Source organism: Parapedobacter flavus, assembly GCF_035818675.1.
GTDB classification, from domain to species: Bacteria; Bacteroidota; Bacteroidia; order Sphingobacteriales; family Sphingobacteriaceae; genus Parapedobacter; species Parapedobacter flavus.
On record NZ_JAYKZZ010000015.1, the window covers coordinates 24173 to 40846 of the forward strand.

Genomic DNA, 16674 nt, shown 5'->3' on the forward strand with positions numbered 1-16674 from the left:
TCATCAACATGATACGAAATGCATTTTTGATTTGTGCCGCATTTTTATTACTAACTGCTCCGTATTCGTTTTCACAGTCCAAGATCGAACGACAGCAGAAATACCTGGAGGAGGTCCTCCAAATCAATATCAAGCAACGCTTCCGGGCAAACACCCGACGGGTCAGCTTACAAGATAGTACATGGGAAGATTGGCTGAAACGGACCGGGGAATTGCCCCCGGATTTCGCGACGATGCCATCGGTGCCTATGCTTCCCGATCCGTTGCTGTCCCATCGGAACGGCAAGACTATTGCCACACCAGCTGAATGGCGTGAACAGCGCGAATGGATTAAGGAAGAGTACCAACAATGGATATCGGGGCACGTACCACCTGCTCCACCTAAGGTGCGGGCGGCGGTGCTTTCGGATACCACGGAGGCTGATGGCACTCGGGTACAACTAATCGAACTCAGCTTCGGTCCGCAATTCCGAGCAACGATGACCGTTGAACTCATCATACCCGAAGGCAAGGGCCCTTTTCCCGTATTCATGACCCAGTGGAACCACCGCGGGTGGGCCCAATTGGCGGTAAAGCGCGGGTATATCGGGTGTGTTTATGCTGCCGCAGATATGAAAGACGATACAGACATTTACCAAACACTGTATCCCGACTATGATTTCAGCGGACTGATGCGTAGGGCGTGGGGGGCATCGCGAGTGGTCGATTACCTGCTGACACGCGAAATCGTTAATAAGGATCAAATCGCCATTACCGGGCATTCGCGTAACGGCAAACAATCGTTGTGGGCCGCAGCTTTCGACGAGCGGATAGCTGCCGTGGTCTCCAGCAGTTCTAGCACCGGGGGTGATATGCCTTGGCGGTATTGCGACCCACAGTATGCTAGTGAAACACTAGACTATGTAGCCGCTTGGAATGGGCATTGGTTTCACCCTCGACTTCGATTCTTTTCGGGGCGGGAAGATAAATTGCCGGTAGACCAAAATTCGTTGGCGGCGCTGATTGCCCCGAGGGCGCTGCTGTTCCATTATTCTATCGTGGAACCGGGCCTGAATTCCTGGTCGAACGAACAGAATTATTACTCGGTAAAAACGGTGTATGATTTTTTGGGTACTCCCGAGCGGATTGGTGTGCACACGCGGATGGGCAGGCATGCTGTGGCCGCCCGAGATGTGGAAGCGACGATCGATTTCCTCGATATTCAGTTTAACCGGAGCGACCTCCAGTGGACCAACGAGCTGTATTATACGTATGATTACAACGAATGGGAGGGAAAACACGCGGAAGAGCGAGTGGCGGCTGCGCGTATCAGGCCCGTTGTGCTCAAAGAAAAGTATGCAGATAGCGGTGCTTTCAAAGCAGAACGTAGTGAGATTATCAACAAGTTAAATTGGCTGTTGGGCGAGGAGCCATCGGGCGTAAGGGCAACTAAGGTAAAGGCCGAGGAAAATCCCCGGTACGATTGGATAGAAAGTATCGTGCCGCGCCCGGAAGTTGCAGGGGCCAAAGCAATTTACCTGGGGCCTTACACGGCAATCGGCGATCACATTGCCGGTGTATTATATTGTCCAGCGGACCAGTCGGGCGAACTTGATCTGCCCGCAAGTGGTCGGTTTCCCGTTATTATCTATTCGCATCAGTATGCCTACTCAACAGGATTTTCCAAAGGGTATAATAAAGATGGGAAAAAAGGAACGGCAGGGTTGTTTCGCGAGCTTGTCAAACAGGGGTTTGCCGTGCTGGCGATCGATATGTATGGTTTCGGTACACGCATCGAAGAAGCGGTCAATTTTTATGAGCGATACCCCGGTTGGTCCAAAATGGGGAAGATGGTACGGGATGTCAAAAGCTGTATTGACGCCGTGGAGGATATCGATTACCTGGATGATTCGCACGTCTATTTGTTGGGTAATACCATCGGTGGCAGTGTATCCATACTTACGGCAGCACTGGACGACCGGGTAGCCGGCGTAGCCACCGTTGCAGCTTTTTCGCCATGGCGTACCTCCGATAGTCGGTACGAGTCGTTGAAAACCTATTCCCATTTGCACGGCTTTATCCCCAGGCTCGGATTCTTTGCAGACAGCCCGGAGGAAGCGCCCGTGGATTTCGGGGAAATCATCGCAGCGGCTGCACCCAAACCGATGCTGATCATTGCTCCCGATCTCGATAGACATACAGACAACGACGCATTACGTAAAATGATGGAGCCGGTCAAAACGGTATATGGCTTGTATGGCAATCCACAACGGTTAGTGGTGAAACAGCCACATGAAATCAATCGCATGACCGTGGAAATGTATGAAGAAGTGGGGGCATTTTTTCAGCAGCTGTATAAGGGAGGGGTGCATGGAGAATAAGCTGAGCCGACGAAAAATGCTTGCTGCGGTCGGTGTAACCGGGCTATCGGCGGTGTCAACAATTGGCCTTGCGGCAACCGGTGGTAACGTAACCCCTGCCGGAAATCGAATGCGTACTTTTTTTTACCCCAACATCGCGCATTTGATACGCGATGAAGGACTCGAAGAGGGCGACCTGGTTTATACATCAGGATTTTACCATGTGGGAGACGGTGGAGGAGCGAGCTACCTGGTTTCGTCGGAGACCGCGCTAACGGTGGATAAGCATACGGCGGTGACATTGGCAAACGGTTACATCGCAACACTTGTCGATATAAAGACCGTAAATTATAAAATGTTCGGTGCCGTAGGAGACGGTAAGCATGACGATGGCGAGAACATCAAGGCTGCACATGCCTACGCCAATAAGATGGATGTACCGGTTGTCAATTTGCGGGGGGACTATTGGATTGAGAAAACCACTGGCATTGTTGTCCAGACGGACGTGGTCTGGGGTAAATCCAAATTTCATATCAATGAGAAGTATAATGGCAGGTCAGCGCGATTCCATATTACGAGTAAACACGAGCCCATTCCCATTGACTTGACGGAGGAAGAGAAAAAAATGTTTTTGGAGCAATTCAGGCCCGGTGTCGGAATCATTCCCCTGCTTTCGAAATATAAAAACTGCTTGTTGGTCATTGCGGATGAAAACGACCGCATCGGATACCGGGCTGGCAAAACGTATGGTGGGCGAGTATCCCGTATGCGCGAAGAACTATGTTATGTGGAAGAACATGGGCGCATCATTGGGGATATTGCTTGGGCATTTAAAAATTATACCTCATTCGTCGCGTACCCGGCAGACGAGAGTTTTCTCACCATTGAGGGTGGTGCGTTTTATGTGTCTGGTGACGATCCCGGAAGTAAGAAGGTGCAATATGTCCAAAACGGCTTCAGTATCAGTCGCAGCCGTACGATTATCCGTAATCAGTGGGTTGGTTTGGATGCGGGAAAGCGGGATGTTTCCATGGCTCCGAGGAACGGGTTTTATTCCTTCAGCAGGGTATACGACTGCTTGTTGGAAAATGTGCGGCTGATTCCTTGGGAAAAAGACCGCGGAAGCAAAGAAGCCAGCGTGCCCCAAGGTACATATGGGTTAGGCGGTAACCGGATGCTTAATGTGGTCTTCCGGAATATCACCGCGGAAGGCAGCATGACGCATTGGGGGGTGTTCGGCACCAATATGAATAAGAATTTCCGGATTGAGCGGTGTAAACTGAATCGAGTAGATGTGCATTTCCATTGCTGGAATTTGTCGATCAGCGATTCGGAAATTGGATATAAAGGGATTTCGATTACCGGTGGTGGCGAACTGGTGGTTACGAATACAACGTGTCGAAGCTCCCGTTTCATCAATTTTCGGTACGATTACGGCGGGAAGTGGGCCGGGAATATCAACATTACCAATTGCCGGCTGGCCCCGAATCAATCGACCGATATTTCCATCTTGTCTTTTTTGTCGGCCAATTTTGATTACCAGTACCCCATAGGGTATGCGCATTCGATTAAGGTGGAGGATTTTGTGGTAGATTATAGCGGGATGGCGGATAAGGAGCGGGGTTGTTGGGTGATGCGTACAACTACTTATCGCCCAGCTCCCGGACGCCCGTTATTCTTCCCTGTGTTCAGCGTATTCAGAAATATACGGGTGGTTGGTGGAGGAAATGGCGTACGGTTGATGAATTTGCCTTACATGGACGGATACTACGCGCTTCGTCAAGGTAGCTACGATGGAGTGACCCTGACACCTAATGCACAGTTGATATTTGAAGATATCCAATTGGAGGAACTCGCCCCCACGATCGAGGAGCCGGGTTTACATATTAACCTGGGAACATCATCCGGAGATACCGGCGCTTCGCAGTTGTTGCCGCAAATCACATTTAGAAACTGCCGTCATTTTCGCGGATGTTTTGGTAACAATATCTTGAGTCTTGCATTTGAAAATTGCACCCTCCATGCCTTCAATGTTGGAGAACAGCGCGAGGTGCAAGGCGATATTTATTTTGGAAACTGTAAATTTAAACCGGTACTTGGAACAGATGGAAAATCCATGCACTTGGCAGCAACGTTAGGTGTAGCCTTTTCCAATTGTGTGTTTTTAGCCCCTCAAATAGGCGGGCAAAGCCGGCCGGATTTATTGTATCTTGTGGACGCGGTCCGCATAAATAAGACAGTGAAATATAATCATTTAAATTCCAGACTGGGAAATGATATGCTTCATTACTGTAAAGAAAAGGGGATTCGACTCCGGCCCGCTTTCGTCGCCATGCTGAAAGGGCATCATGAACTCGAAGCGACGGATATAGAAGAAGATGAAGGGAAAGCATCATAAAGAAGACCACTACCATATGCAAAAGTCATTTATTGCCAGCTGTTTTTATTTGTTTTTGGGGTGTTTTGTTACGGGCGTATTTGCTCAACAACAATCGCCGGAAAAGGTACATATCTATATTTTAATGGGGCAGTCAAACATGGCAGGCAGGGGTAGTGTTACCGATGATTATGCGAAGCAGGGCCACCCTAGGCTGATTATGCTCAACCAGGCTGGAGAATGGGTGCCCGCCCGGCACCCGCTTCATTTCGATAAACCGAAGGTCGCAGGGGTGGGGCCGGGCCTGACATTCGGTATCGCCATGGCCAACGCAACCCCCGATGCGGTCATCGGATTGGTTCCTTGTGCGGTAGGGGGCACACCCATAGCAAAATGGGCCCCGGGGGCGTATGACCAAAAGACACATACCCATCCGTACGATGATGCGGCGGCGCGGATCCGCAAAGCGATGGAGACCGGTATGATCAAAGGGGTGATTTGGCATCAGGGCGAGGGGGACAGTAATCCGGCGTCGGCAAGCGTATACCTCCAAAAGTTGGAAACGCTTATCGGACGTGTCCGTACATTGGTTGGAGACCCGACCTTACCTTTTGTTGTCGGCCAACTGGCACGATACCGTGCGGGATATCAACTGATCAACAGCGAATTGTTGAAACTACCAAACACGGTACCGTACACAACCGTCGTATCATCCGAAGGGCTGTGGCACCGCGGTGATGGTACGCATTTCGACAGCCCATCGGCGTCGGAATTCGGACGGCGTTTCGCCAAAGGTATGTTAGCGTTACAAAAAGTAACTGCGGTCCCCTTGCCCAACGCGGCAGATGCTACGGAAGGATGGGAGCACTTATTTGCGGGTAATGACCCGAATGTTCGGTGGCGGAGCATCAAAGGAGATCGTTTTCCCGATGAAGGCTGGCGAGTAGAAGAAAGGACACTCTCGGTTTTACCCGGCCGGAAAGGCGGAGATATCATTACGCGGGAACAATTTTCTGATTTCGAACTGGTGTTTGATTTCATGCTCAGTGATTCGGCCAATACCGGGCTGAAGTACTTTGTGGCACCGTTAAAAAATGCAAAAGGGAAAACGGTACTAAATGGCCCAGAATACCAATTGATTGATGATTTTAAACACGCATCGGTTAGTGACAACAAAAGCCCCGAAACAAGTACAGGATCACTATACCTGTTATACGCACCCCAACATAAGGTTTTGCATAAGTCGGGGGAGTGGAATCACGCAAAAATCGTCGCAAAGGGCACCCATGTGGAACATTGGCTGAACGGACAGCGGATACTGAGTTACGACAGAGGGTCAGACGCCTTCCGCCAGCTGGTTAGTGGAACGAAATTTAGTGAATACGGGATGGGCTATGGCGAGGCCGCATCGGGGCATATCCTCCTACAGGACCATGGAGATGGGGCGTCATTCAGGAATATCCGCATTAGGCGGTTGAGGTAGCGTGGGCAGAGAAGAACTGAAATTGAAACAAAAAAAGAAAAAGTGCACGCATTTTAATTTTAAATTTATATCTTCGTGTACGTACACGAAATATCATTAAGCCTGTTTTGAAAAGGGTAAGCCAATTGTCGTTTCGGTATAACAATAGAAAACAAATTATATACAGATGAAAAAATCAATTGATTCTAGGAGGGACTTTATTAAAAAAGCGGTGGTCGGTGCAACGGCACTGTCGTTCGGAGGTATCCTGCCGTCTTTCAGTGCGAAGAGCTATGCAAATATCGTTGGTGCCAATGAGCGCATACGGGTGGCGGCGATGGGGGTGAATGCGCGTGGTTTGGCATTGGCCCGTAATTTTTCTGCACAATCAAATAGTGAAGTCGCCTATGTCTGTGATGTAGACACGCGAGCTGCGGAGAAGTGCATTGGCACGGTAGAGAAAATCCAAGGCACGCGTCCGAAATCGGAAGCTGATATCCGCAAATTGCTCTCATACAGTGATTTTGATGCGTTGGTGGTAGCTACACCCGACCATTGGCACGCACCGGCAGCCATTTTGGCTTCTAAAGCAGGTAAACACGTTTACCTCGAAAAGCCGGCGAGTCACAACCCGCATGAAGGGGAGTTGTTGGTGGCCGCTCAACGGAAATATAAAAATGTGATCCAGATGGGCAATCAACGCCGGTCTTGGCCCAACGTAGCGCAAGCCATCCATGAACTGCACAGCGGCATTATTGGCAAGCCATACTACGCGAAAACATGGTATTCCAATAACAGGGCGTCTATCGGGGTAGGTAAGGAAATAGCCGTTCCATCGTGGTTGGACTATGAGCTGTGGCAGGGGCCAGCGCCCCGGCGATCGCTCAAAGATAACGTTATCCATTACAATTGGCATTGGTTCTGGCATTGGGGCACCGGCGAGGCACTGAACAACGGTACCCACATGGTCGACCTTGCCCGCTGGGGTTTACAAGTGGATTATCCAACTAAGGTGACATCTGCGGGTGGGCGGTATCGCTACCAGGATGACTGGGAAGCCCCCGATACGCAGTCTATCAGTCTGGAGTTTGCCGACAAAAGCTTAATTACCTGGGAAGGGCGTAGTTGCAATGGCCAAACGACCGATGGATCCACGGTGGGAGTGGCGTTCTATGGCGAAAACGGGACCGTTCAGATTGCGGGAGGCAATGCCTATACCGTGCTTGATCTCAAAGGGAAAGTTATAAAAGAGGTGAAGAATGACGTAACGGTCGACGCTCGTAACGTAACGAGCCCGTCACAGGCCCTTGATGCCATCCACATCCAGAATTTCTTCGATGGTATAAAAAATGGCAGCCAATTGGCATCGGATATCGAAAGCGGCCATATTAGCACACTGCTGGTGCAACTGGGCAATATCGCGCAGCGTAGCGGGGGTATGCTGGAGACAGACCCATCCAATGGTCATATCCTGCACAACAGAGAAGCGAAGAAACTATGGCGCCGTGACTACGAGCGCGGGTGGGAACCAACCATTTAAGCGGATTCCAATGGCAGTTTCAAACACCAAAATAAATGTTGCGTCGCTTTCGCGGCGCGACACCACGGTTTCCATTATTATCATCGCCGGGATGTTTTTCATCTTCGGGTTCCTATCGTGGATCAACGCTATTCTTATTCCGTATTTTAAAATCGCGTGCGAGCTCACCCATTTTCAGTCGTATCTCGTTGCGTTCGCGTTTTATATCGCCTATTTCGTCATGTCTGTGCCCTCATCTTACCTATTGAAAGCTGTAGGCTTCAAAAAAGGGATGATGATCGGTTTTTTTGCGCTGAGCGTGGGGGCTTTTATCTTTGTGCCCGCGGCGATGACGCGCACGTATGAGATCTTTCTCATTGGGCTGTTCACCATCGGTGTCGGCTTAGCGATCCTGCAAACCGCCGCCAATCCGTACATTACGATTCTTGGACCAAAAGAACGGGCGGCGCAGCGCATCAGCATCATGGGGATCTGCAATAAATTTGCCGGAATCTTAGCGCCTTTGCTTTTCGCAGCGGCCGTATTGCGGCCCACGGACCAGACGCTCTTCGATAGTTTGGCATCGATGACCGACGTGGCACGTTCAGCGGCCTTGGATGAACTCATTGCACGGGTTATTGTACCCTACACCGTTGTCGGAGCGGCCCTGTTGCTGATCGGAATCGGCGTACGCTATTCGCCATTGCCCGAAATTGACACCGAGGAAGAATCGGAAGAAGTATCGGCAGCTAATCATGGTAAAACATCGATTTTTCAGTTCCCACATTTGGTTTTGGGTGCCGTAGCGATTTTCATCCACGTTGGCGCCCAAGTTATTTCCATCGACACGATTATTAACTATGCGGGTTCAATGGGCGTATCGCTCATCGAGGCGAAGGTTTTCCCATCCTACACGTTAGGAACGGCCATCGTTGGCTATGTTCTTGGCATTTCGGTTATACCACGCTGGATAAGCCAAAAGAATATGCTGCGGCTGGTTACTATTATGGGGGCTGTTCTCTCGTTGTTGATCGTATTTACGCGCGGCGACGTTAGTATATTCGGGCATCAAACGGATATATCCATTTGGTTCATTGTACTTTTAGGTATTCCGAACTCGCTTACCTGGGCAGGTATCTGGCCACTGGCTATCGATGGACTGGGGCGGTTTACCAAGGTAGGGGCATCCCTGTTGATTATGGGGTTATGCGGCAACGCCATATTGCCCGTTGTATATGGTTATTTTGCCGATACGATTGGGCTAAGGGAAGCTTATTGGGTGTTATTGCCCTGTTACCTTTACCTCATTTATTATGCCATGTGGGGGCACAAACTTAGAAAGTGGTAAACGCCATTATTTATTTTACTAAAAATACCAATGTCAAAAAAATATATAAAAATTATAAACGGGCGCATTATTACCCCTTATCGCATGATAAGAAACGGCGAGCTTTTGATTGCCGATGGAAAGATTGAAGCCGTAAGTGAAGGTAAAATTAACGTGCCCGATGCGGAAATCATCGATGCGAAAGGAGCTTATGTTTCACCCGGATTTGTCGATATCCATGTTCATGGTGGGGGTGGGTCGGATTTCATGGACGATGATATACATGCATTCCTGAGAGTGGCCGAAACACACGCACGGTTCGGTACGACTGCGATGCTGCCTACTCTGTTGACCAGTACCAAAACGGAAATTATCCGGTCATTGGCCGTTTACGAACAGGCTGCGGCAGCGAATGTAAGGGGGGCGAGGTTCTTAGGAGTGCATATCGAAGGGCCTTACTTTTCTATGGAAAAACGGGGGGCCCAAGACCCGCGATACATCCGAGATCCGGATCCGGCTGAATATTTGGATATCCTGAATAGTTCATCGTCCATCAGGCGCTGGAGTGTCGCGCCCGAACGTGCGGGGGCGATACCGTTTGGAGATGTCTTGCGCGAGCGCGGGATCTTGCCATCTATCGCCCACACCGATGCACTCTATAGCGATGTTATTCAGGCCTTCGAACACGGTTATTCACTGGCTACCCATTTGTATTCGGCGATGTCGGGCGTTACCCGGCGAAATGCGTTTCGATATGGTGGCGTCGTCGAGAGCGCCTTTCTGATCGATGAGATGGACGTGGAAATCATCGCGGATGGCAGGCATCTGCCCGCTGAATTACTCCAGTTGGTTTATAAGATAAAAGGGCCCGACCGCACCGCACTGATAACCGACGCGATGCGTGCTGCGGCCATGCCCGAAGGGCTAAGCACGTTAGGTAGTTTGACAGACGGAATCGAGGTGCTGGTAGAAGAGGGGGTGGCTAAGTTGCCCGACCGATCGGCGTTTGCGGGTAGTACGGCAACGGCAGACCGCCTGGTGCGCACATTGGTAGAAGAAGCGGGGATACCCCTTATCGATACCATACGAATGATGACGGCGACGCCGGCACGTATCCTTGGTGTCGACCGAAGCGTCGGAACCTTGGTGCCTGGGAAAGAAGCCGATATCATATGCTTTGACGAACATATCAATGTTAAAATGACCATGGTAAAAGGACAGGTGGTCTACGATAGTACCGAGGGTGCCTCGTCAAATATAGCTAAAAGAGAAATTGCCAGCTGAGAAAAAATGATGGATAAGAAAGTAGATTCGTTGGTTGTCAAACAGTTTGACAGCCGTGTTGAAATGGGTGAAGCAGCGGCGCAGGAGATGGCGAAAACGCTTTTGGACCTTTTGGCCACGCAATCCACCGTGAATATGATATTCGCAGCTGCCCCCTCCCAGAACGAGTTTTTAGCCGCGCTGGTGCGTCGTGAAGATATTGACTGGAAAAGGGTGAATGCTTTCCACATGGACGAGTATGTAGGCTTGCCCATAGATGCCACCCAGCGCTTCGGTAATTTTTTAAGGGACCGCCTATTCAGTAAGCTGCCTTTTCGGTCGGTCAATTACCTGGATGGCAGCGCCGCGGATGTCGATGGCGAATGTCAGCGCTATGCTAATCTGTTAGGGGAGAACCCCGTCGATATCGTGTGCATGGGGATTGGTGAAAATTGCCATATCGCATTTAACGATCCGCACGTTGCGGACTTTGCAGACCCCGCGTGGGTGAAAGTGGTCGATCTGGACAACGCCTGCCGACAACAGCAGGTGAATGATAACTGCTTCGGGATGCTGTCCGATGTCCCGACCCATGCGCTAACATTGACCATCCCCGCACTGATGGCCGCAGACCATATATTTTGTATCGTGCCCGGCACCAATAAGGCCGATGCCGTTCGTTACACCTTGCTACACGCGATAACACCCTTATATCCCTCCACGATCCTGAGGTCCCATCGCAACGCGATCCTGTATATGGATAAGGAGAGTGCGTCGAAATTATAATTTTTTTATAATTATGCTATCAGGATTGAATAATTGTAATTAATTTAGGCCCTTAGTATCCCATTTTTGACAGAATGGGATATTTTTTGACCAGTTATTAAAAATCATATATGCAAGAATCTTCCCCTGTCGACACCGCTACGCACAAAAGAAACCTATGGAAAGTCATCGGTGCATCGTCACTCGGCACACTCATTGAATGGTACGACTTCTATATTTTTGGCAGTCTAGCGATTATCATCTCCACCAAATTTTTTCCGCCCGATAATCCTACAGCTGCATTTTTATCCACCTTGGCCACCTTCGCCGCAGGCTTCGTGGTACGACCATTCGGTGCGCTGTTCTTCGGCCGTCTCGGTGACATTATCGGTCGTAAATATACATTTATGGTTACCCTGCTGGTGATGGGATTAGCTACCTGTGCCATCGGGTTGGTGCCGGGTTACGAAACCATCGGGTTTGCGGCCCCTGTTATCGTGCTGCTGCTGCGTCTTCTGCAGGGGTTAGCGTTGGGCGGTGAGTATGGCGGTGCCGCTACCTATGTGGCGGAATACTCCGAACCCGGAAAACGGGGCTATCGCACGTCGTGGATCCAAACCACGGCCACGTTCGGGTTGTTTATCTCGTTGGCGGTCATTATGCTGACAAAAGGAAGCATGTCTGAGGAAGCGTTTGATGAGTGGGGCTGGCGGTTGCCATTTTTGCTTTCTTCCGTTATGGTAGTGGTGTCATATTTCATCCGTAGAAATATGGACGAATCGCCGTTGTTTAAGAAGGCAAAAAGCGAGGGAAATACATCTGCCAACCCGCTCCAAGAATCCTTCGGTAAAAAGTATAATTTCAAATTCGTCTTGTTGGCCTTGTTCGGTGCTACCATGGGGCAGGGGGTTATTTGGTATACCGGTCAGTTTTATGCCTTATCATTCCTTCAGAGCGTTTGTAAGGTAGATTTCGACCAGACCAATTACATCATCGGGGCTGCATTGTTGGCCGGCACAGGCTTTTTTGTGTTCTTTGGGTGGTTGTCTGATAAGATAGGTCGAAAACCGGTTATGTTAGCCGGCATGTTGCTGGCCATCCTCACTTACCGGCCGATATTTGATCGGATCTACCAGTTGACAGATACAGCAAATAAACAGGAGCTGGTAGATGCGTATACCACCAACCAACAGGTAGAAATGCACGGCGAAACGGGAGATTCTTTGCGGGTAACCACCTCGGAGCGTTTCTACAGCGATGGGTCTGTGCATACCGTTGTACAGGAGGAATTGAAGGTCGCCGGCCAAACGGAGTTCTCCGCACCTACGGCCGCAGCACATATCCATGTGGGGTCGGGCACTTTCGCAACATTAGTGCTGCTCGTGTTCGTATTGGTCATATACGTCACGATGGTTTACGGTCCTATCGCGGCGTTCCTGGTTGAGATGTTCCCTGTTCGGATCCGGTACACCTCGATGTCGCTGCCCTACCACATTGGTAACGGTATTTTTGGCGGTTTGCTTCCGGCGGTAGCCACATACCTGGTTGCTAAAGCACAGTTCGCCAATGATGCGATGTCGGCGGCAGGCCATGCTTTGCCAAACGAAAAACCCTACTTGGAAGGGCTTTGGTATCCCATTATTATCGCGGGTGTCAGCTTTATCATCGGGTTACTCTATCTCAAAAACAAAAACCAAAACGTACAGTAACATGAACACGATAAAAAAGATATTAGGTGTTGTTTGGATTGCCCTCGGTTTGGCCGCCGGGTATTATTTGATTATCAGTCAGGCAATTCCCCAATTTTCCAGTGACCGGTCTGAAGATTTGGTGCCCGCTATCATTTATACGTTTATACTTATGCCCATTATCACAGGGGGACTTTGCATCTTTGGATGGTATGCACTGAATGGTGAGTATGATGAAACGGTATGAATATTCAAGTCAGAAAATTATCGCTGAAAGACTTCAATGACCTCATCGAGTCAATGAATCAAGCCTATGGCGGTGTAGGCGGGTTGTGGACGCGGACAAACATCAAAGACTTGATTGGCCTCTTCCCCGAAGGGCAATTGTGTGTTGAGGTGGATGACCGCGTGGTGGCCTGTGCATTGGCCATCGTTATCGATACCAAAAAGACGGATATTACAGATACGTATCGCGAAATTATCGCTGAGGGAACCTTTTCTACCCATAATCCCGAAGGCGATGTGTTATACGGTATCGAAGCATTTGTGCACCCTGAATTTAGAGACCTGCGGTTAGGTAGGCGGCTTTACGATGCCCGAAAGGAACTGTGTGAACATTGGAACTTGAAAGGTATCCTACTGGGTGGACGGTTGCCTAAATACCACGAACATGCCGACGAGCTGACGCCCAAGCAGTACATCGAGAAAGTGAAGCAAAAAGAAGTGTACGATCCGGTATTGACTTTCCAGCTGGCCAATGACTTTCACGTAAAAAAGATACTGAAAAATTACCTTGCTGGCGATACGGAATCGAAAGAGTACGCCACGTTGCTTGAATGGAACAATATTTATTACGAACCGAAAACGAAAGCATCGTCACCATCCAAGCAGACCATTCGGTTGGGCTTGGTGCAGTGGCAGATGCGTACATTTAAAGATGTCCAGGCCTTTTACGATCAGGTGGAGTTCTTCGTGGATGCGGTAAGCGGGTATGGTGCGGATTTCGCCCTTTTCCCCGAGTTTTTCAATACACCGTTGATGGGCCCCTATAACCACTTGCCCACTACGGAAGCAATGCGCGAGCTGGCGAACATGACCGCCGATATCCAACAGCATATCCAGCAACTGGCCATATCGTACAATGTGAACATTATCGCCGGCACCATGCCCGTCGTCGAAGAAGACGGTAAGCTATATAATGTATCGTTGCTTTGCCAGCGCAACGGCAAGATCGACGAATACAGGAAGGTACACATTACGCCTAATGAAACCAGATACTATGGAATGCAAGGCGGTAACGAGGTCCGTGTTTTTGATACAGACTGTGGCAAGATCGGTATACTGATCTGCTACGATGTCGAGTTTCCGGAACTGGGTAGGATACTTGCCGATCAGGGAATGCAGATGCTGTTTGTTCCTTTCTTGACCGATACCGAGAACGGCTACATCCGTGTTCGAAATTGTGCCCAGGCGCGTGCCATTGAAAACGAATGTTATGTAGCCATTGCTGGTGCGGTCGGTAATTTGCCCAAGGTAAATAACATGGATATCCAATATGCCCAATCGGCCGTGTTTACCCCTTCTGATTTTGCATTTCCAATGAATGCCGTCAAAGCCGAAGCCACTCCAAATACCGAGATGGTGCTGGTTGTTGATGTGGATTTGAATTTATTGAAAGAACTCAACCAATACGGCACGGTAAAGAACCTGATTGATCGACGAAGCGATTTATATCGGGTATCGCTGAATAAACCGTAACCTATTTAACCGTATCTCAATACTTGCTTTTTCGTGCAGGATACAGCAGGATAGTTTTTCATACCATTTTGTGTAGACTTGCTACGTGCATACGGGAAGCGTCTTTGTATGCTTAACTAACCATAGAAGGTAAACTGCCATTGTGGTCAACGCAACTTGTTGGGCAACTGAAGTGAACCTGTTATGGGGTAATAAAACGAACCTTTGGTATAAACTTGATCTTGACTTATGTTATCCAACGAAAAGGGAATATCGCAACAGACTTTCAGTGAGGTGTTCAAGCGGTATTATCGGCCGGTCTGCTACTTTGTTCTCCAATTGACGAATGACATACAGCAGGCCGAGGATATCACTTCTGAATGTTTTCAAAAAGTGTGGGTTAGTCGAATGAACTTCCATGAATTGCCATCCATAAAAGCCTTTCTGTATAAAGCCGCCAAAAACGCGGCACTCAACTACCTGAAATCACTGAAAGTACGGTCAATAGCGCACGACGAAATCCTCTATTTATCTGAACACACGGAAGATTTTATCCTGGCTAAGATCATGAAAGCCCAACTTCTTAGTCATATCTACCATAAAGTTGAAGAGTTGCCGCACAAAACTAGGGTCGTCTTCAATCTGGTTTATCTCGATGGCCTTTCAACGAAAGAAATTTCTGAAAAGCTGAACACCTCGGAGCAAAATGTCCGAAATGCCAAAAGCCGTGCGCTTCACTCTATCAAGAAATCACTGGCACACAAGGGTTTGGTGTAGTGGTTAAAACGTTATTGTTTTTTTTGAAAAATAAGTTCGATTCCTTGGGTTGAAAATCCATGTCAGTTGTTATAATAAGGAAACTAGATTAAATATGAACCCCGAATCAGAACGAATAGAAGAGTTGTTCAGGTTGTATATGGATGGTAACCTCACTGAGTTACAACAGCTCGAATTGCACGGGTATTTACGGAAATATCCGGAATTGAATACGTTGTATACAGCGCTCGAGGATGACGATTCTTTTTTACGTGGTGAGTGGGCTGATTTCGCTGGGATTGACGAGGCCAAACCTAAGGAAACTTCGGGCCGCAAAACGTATTTTTTTCTTTCTTCGACACGGTTGGTTGCAGGCTTGGCCTTCTTCTTTGTTTTGTTTGCAGCCGCTTGGCTTTACAAAAATCATCTCGTCGAAGTCGACGCACCCTTAACCCGCGAGGAGCGGTATAAGAACGATATCGACGCAGGTTCGGATAAAGCAATGGCCACGTTGGCGGGCGGCAACGTACTTTTTCTCGGCGACATATCAACAAATAATAAGTCCACGCAGAACGGAGCTTCGGGGATTGAACTGTCGGAAGGACAGATTACCTATTTGCCCTTAGAAAAGGAAAAATCGGATGGTTTTAATACGGTTCGAACGCCCGAGGGTGGGCAGTATCGTGTGGTGCTGCCGGATGGCAGTTCGGCAAAGTTAAATGCGGCGTCGAGCATCCGTTTTCCTGCTTTTTTTGGCCATAAACAGCGCGTGGTAGAAATACAGGGAGAGGTTTACTTCGATGTCGTGTCAGACAAAGCGCGGCCCTTCGTGGTAAAGTTGCCGAATCAGGCGCAAATCGAGGTACTAGGCACGTCCTTTAACGTAAAGGCATACCCCGGCGACACCGTCATGAAAACAACATTGGAAGAAGGCACGGTCAAGTTCAAAGCGGGGGAAGATGCCCTGCTCATAAAACCCGGTGAGCAAATACAACTGACCACCCACGTAGCCAACCCGATACTGTTGAAACAAAAGGTAGCACTGAATACCGAAACTTCCTGGAAAGATGGCTATTTCAATTTTGAAAATGCGGAATTGAAGACGATCATGGAGGAAGTTGCCCGGTGGTACGATGTAGATGTTGAATATAAAACACAGATTAAAGAACAATTCAGCATATTGATGCTCCCTCGGAGCTTCTCTATTTCCAGGTTGCTGGAGTTGCTGGAATTGACCGGACACGTCAAATTTATGATCGATGGGAGGAGGATTACCGTTATGACATAAGGCATACTATCCAATATCAATCTGGAGAAAACCACACCGGGGGCAACCGGTGTGGCAGATTCGTCCAGTTCAGTAACACCTATAAAGCTTTTGCAATCACTTTTAGGTTATGTGTTATATAACTAAACGAAATCAAAATTATGCAATTTTTTT

General features: G+C 48.9%; 12 protein-coding genes. All 12 read left to right on the forward strand.

What is annotated here, in order from left to right; genetic code table 11:
- Positions 1 to 8: 8 nt before the first annotated feature.
- Positions 9 to 2360 (forward strand): alpha/beta hydrolase family protein, encoded by a 2352-nt coding sequence (locus U9S71_RS12435; protein ID WP_326327827.1) that lies wholly within the window; start codon positions 9 to 11, stop codon positions 2358 to 2360.
- Positions 2350 to 4737, forward strand: coding sequence for a hypothetical protein (locus tag U9S71_RS12440; protein ID WP_326327828.1), 2388 nt, complete (start codon positions 2350 to 2352; stop codon positions 4735 to 4737). Before U9S71_RS12435 ends, U9S71_RS12440 begins: the two co-directional genes overlap by 11 nt.
- Positions 4718 to 6199: a sialate O-acetylesterase gene (locus tag U9S71_RS12445; protein ID WP_326327829.1), complete on the forward strand. Its 1482-nt coding sequence runs from the start codon at positions 4718 to 4720 to the stop codon at positions 6197 to 6199. Before U9S71_RS12440 ends, U9S71_RS12445 begins: the two co-directional genes overlap by 20 nt.
- Before the next feature lie 166 nt (positions 6200 to 6365).
- Entirely contained in the window at positions 6366 to 7718 is a 1353-nt protein-coding gene (locus U9S71_RS12450) for a Gfo/Idh/MocA family protein (protein ID WP_326327830.1), read from the forward strand.
- Positions 7719 to 7728: 10 nt separating this feature from the next.
- Positions 7729 to 9045 carry a sugar MFS transporter gene (locus tag U9S71_RS12455; RefSeq protein ID WP_326327831.1) on the forward strand — a complete coding sequence of 439 codons (1317 nt, stop codon included), beginning with the start codon at positions 7729 to 7731 and terminating at the stop codon, positions 9043 to 9045.
- A 30-nt stretch (positions 9046 to 9075) separates the two neighbouring features.
- On the forward strand, positions 9076 to 10308 hold the full coding sequence (gene nagA / locus U9S71_RS12460; protein WP_326327832.1) for an N-acetylglucosamine-6-phosphate deacetylase: 1233 nt from the start codon (positions 9076 to 9078) through the stop codon (positions 10306 to 10308).
- A 6-nt stretch (positions 10309 to 10314) separates the two neighbouring features.
- Positions 10315 to 11073, forward strand: a complete 759-nt coding sequence (locus tag U9S71_RS12465) for a glucosamine-6-phosphate deaminase (RefSeq protein ID WP_326327833.1) — start codon at positions 10315 to 10317, stop codon at positions 11071 to 11073.
- Positions 11074 to 11183: 110 nt separating this feature from the next.
- A complete protein-coding gene (locus U9S71_RS12470; RefSeq protein WP_326327834.1) occupies positions 11184 to 12761 on the forward strand; it encodes an MFS transporter in 1578 nt (525 codons plus the stop codon).
- Between the two features lies 1 nt (position 12762).
- A complete protein-coding gene (locus U9S71_RS12475; protein ID WP_326327835.1) occupies positions 12763 to 12987 on the forward strand; it encodes a DUF6814 family protein in 225 nt (74 codons plus the stop codon).
- A complete protein-coding gene (locus U9S71_RS12480; protein ID WP_326327836.1) occupies positions 12984 to 14498 on the forward strand; it encodes a carbon-nitrogen hydrolase family protein in 1515 nt (504 codons plus the stop codon). Before U9S71_RS12475 ends, U9S71_RS12480 begins: the two co-directional genes overlap by 4 nt.
- A 228-nt stretch (positions 14499 to 14726) precedes the next feature.
- Positions 14727 to 15254: an RNA polymerase sigma factor gene (locus U9S71_RS12485; RefSeq protein WP_326327837.1), complete on the forward strand. Its 528-nt coding sequence runs from the start codon at positions 14727 to 14729 to the stop codon at positions 15252 to 15254.
- 94 nt (positions 15255 to 15348) lie between these two features.
- Positions 15349 to 16521: a FecR family protein gene (locus U9S71_RS12490; RefSeq protein WP_326327838.1), complete on the forward strand. Its 1173-nt coding sequence runs from the start codon at positions 15349 to 15351 to the stop codon at positions 16519 to 16521.
- Positions 16522 to 16674 lie beyond the last annotated feature (153 nt).

What these genes read in the sequence shown, in the direction of transcription:
- U9S71_RS12490 (WP_326327838.1), top strand. Translation starts at nt 15,349, where the DNA reads ATGAACCCCGAATCAGAACGAATAGAAGAGTTGTTCAGGTTGTATATG.
- U9S71_RS12480 (WP_326327836.1), top strand. Translation starts at nt 12,984, where the DNA reads ATGAATATTCAAGTCAGAAAATTATCGCTGAAAGACTTCAATGACCTC.
- U9S71_RS12435 (WP_326327827.1), top strand. Translation starts at nt 9, where the DNA reads ATGATACGAAATGCATTTTTGATTTGTGCCGCATTTTTATTACTAACT.
- U9S71_RS12445 (WP_326327829.1), top strand. Translation starts at nt 4,718, where the DNA reads ATGAAGGGAAAGCATCATAAAGAAGACCACTACCATATGCAAAAGTCA.
- U9S71_RS12440 (WP_326327828.1), top strand. Translation starts at nt 2,350, where the DNA reads ATGGAGAATAAGCTGAGCCGACGAAAAATGCTTGCTGCGGTCGGTGTA.
- U9S71_RS12450 (WP_326327830.1), top strand. Translation starts at nt 6,366, where the DNA reads ATGAAAAAATCAATTGATTCTAGGAGGGACTTTATTAAAAAAGCGGTG.
- U9S71_RS12465 (WP_326327833.1), top strand. Translation starts at nt 10,315, where the DNA reads ATGATGGATAAGAAAGTAGATTCGTTGGTTGTCAAACAGTTTGACAGC.
- U9S71_RS12485 (WP_326327837.1), top strand. Translation starts at nt 14,727, where the DNA reads ATGTTATCCAACGAAAAGGGAATATCGCAACAGACTTTCAGTGAGGTG.
- U9S71_RS12470 (WP_326327834.1), top strand. Translation starts at nt 11,184, where the DNA reads ATGCAAGAATCTTCCCCTGTCGACACCGCTACGCACAAAAGAAACCTA.
- nagA (WP_326327832.1), top strand. Translation starts at nt 9,076, where the DNA reads ATGTCAAAAAAATATATAAAAATTATAAACGGGCGCATTATTACCCCT.
- U9S71_RS12475 (WP_326327835.1), top strand. Translation starts at nt 12,763, where the DNA reads ATGAACACGATAAAAAAGATATTAGGTGTTGTTTGGATTGCCCTCGGT.
- U9S71_RS12455 (WP_326327831.1), top strand. Translation starts at nt 7,729, where the DNA reads ATGGCAGTTTCAAACACCAAAATAAATGTTGCGTCGCTTTCGCGGCGC.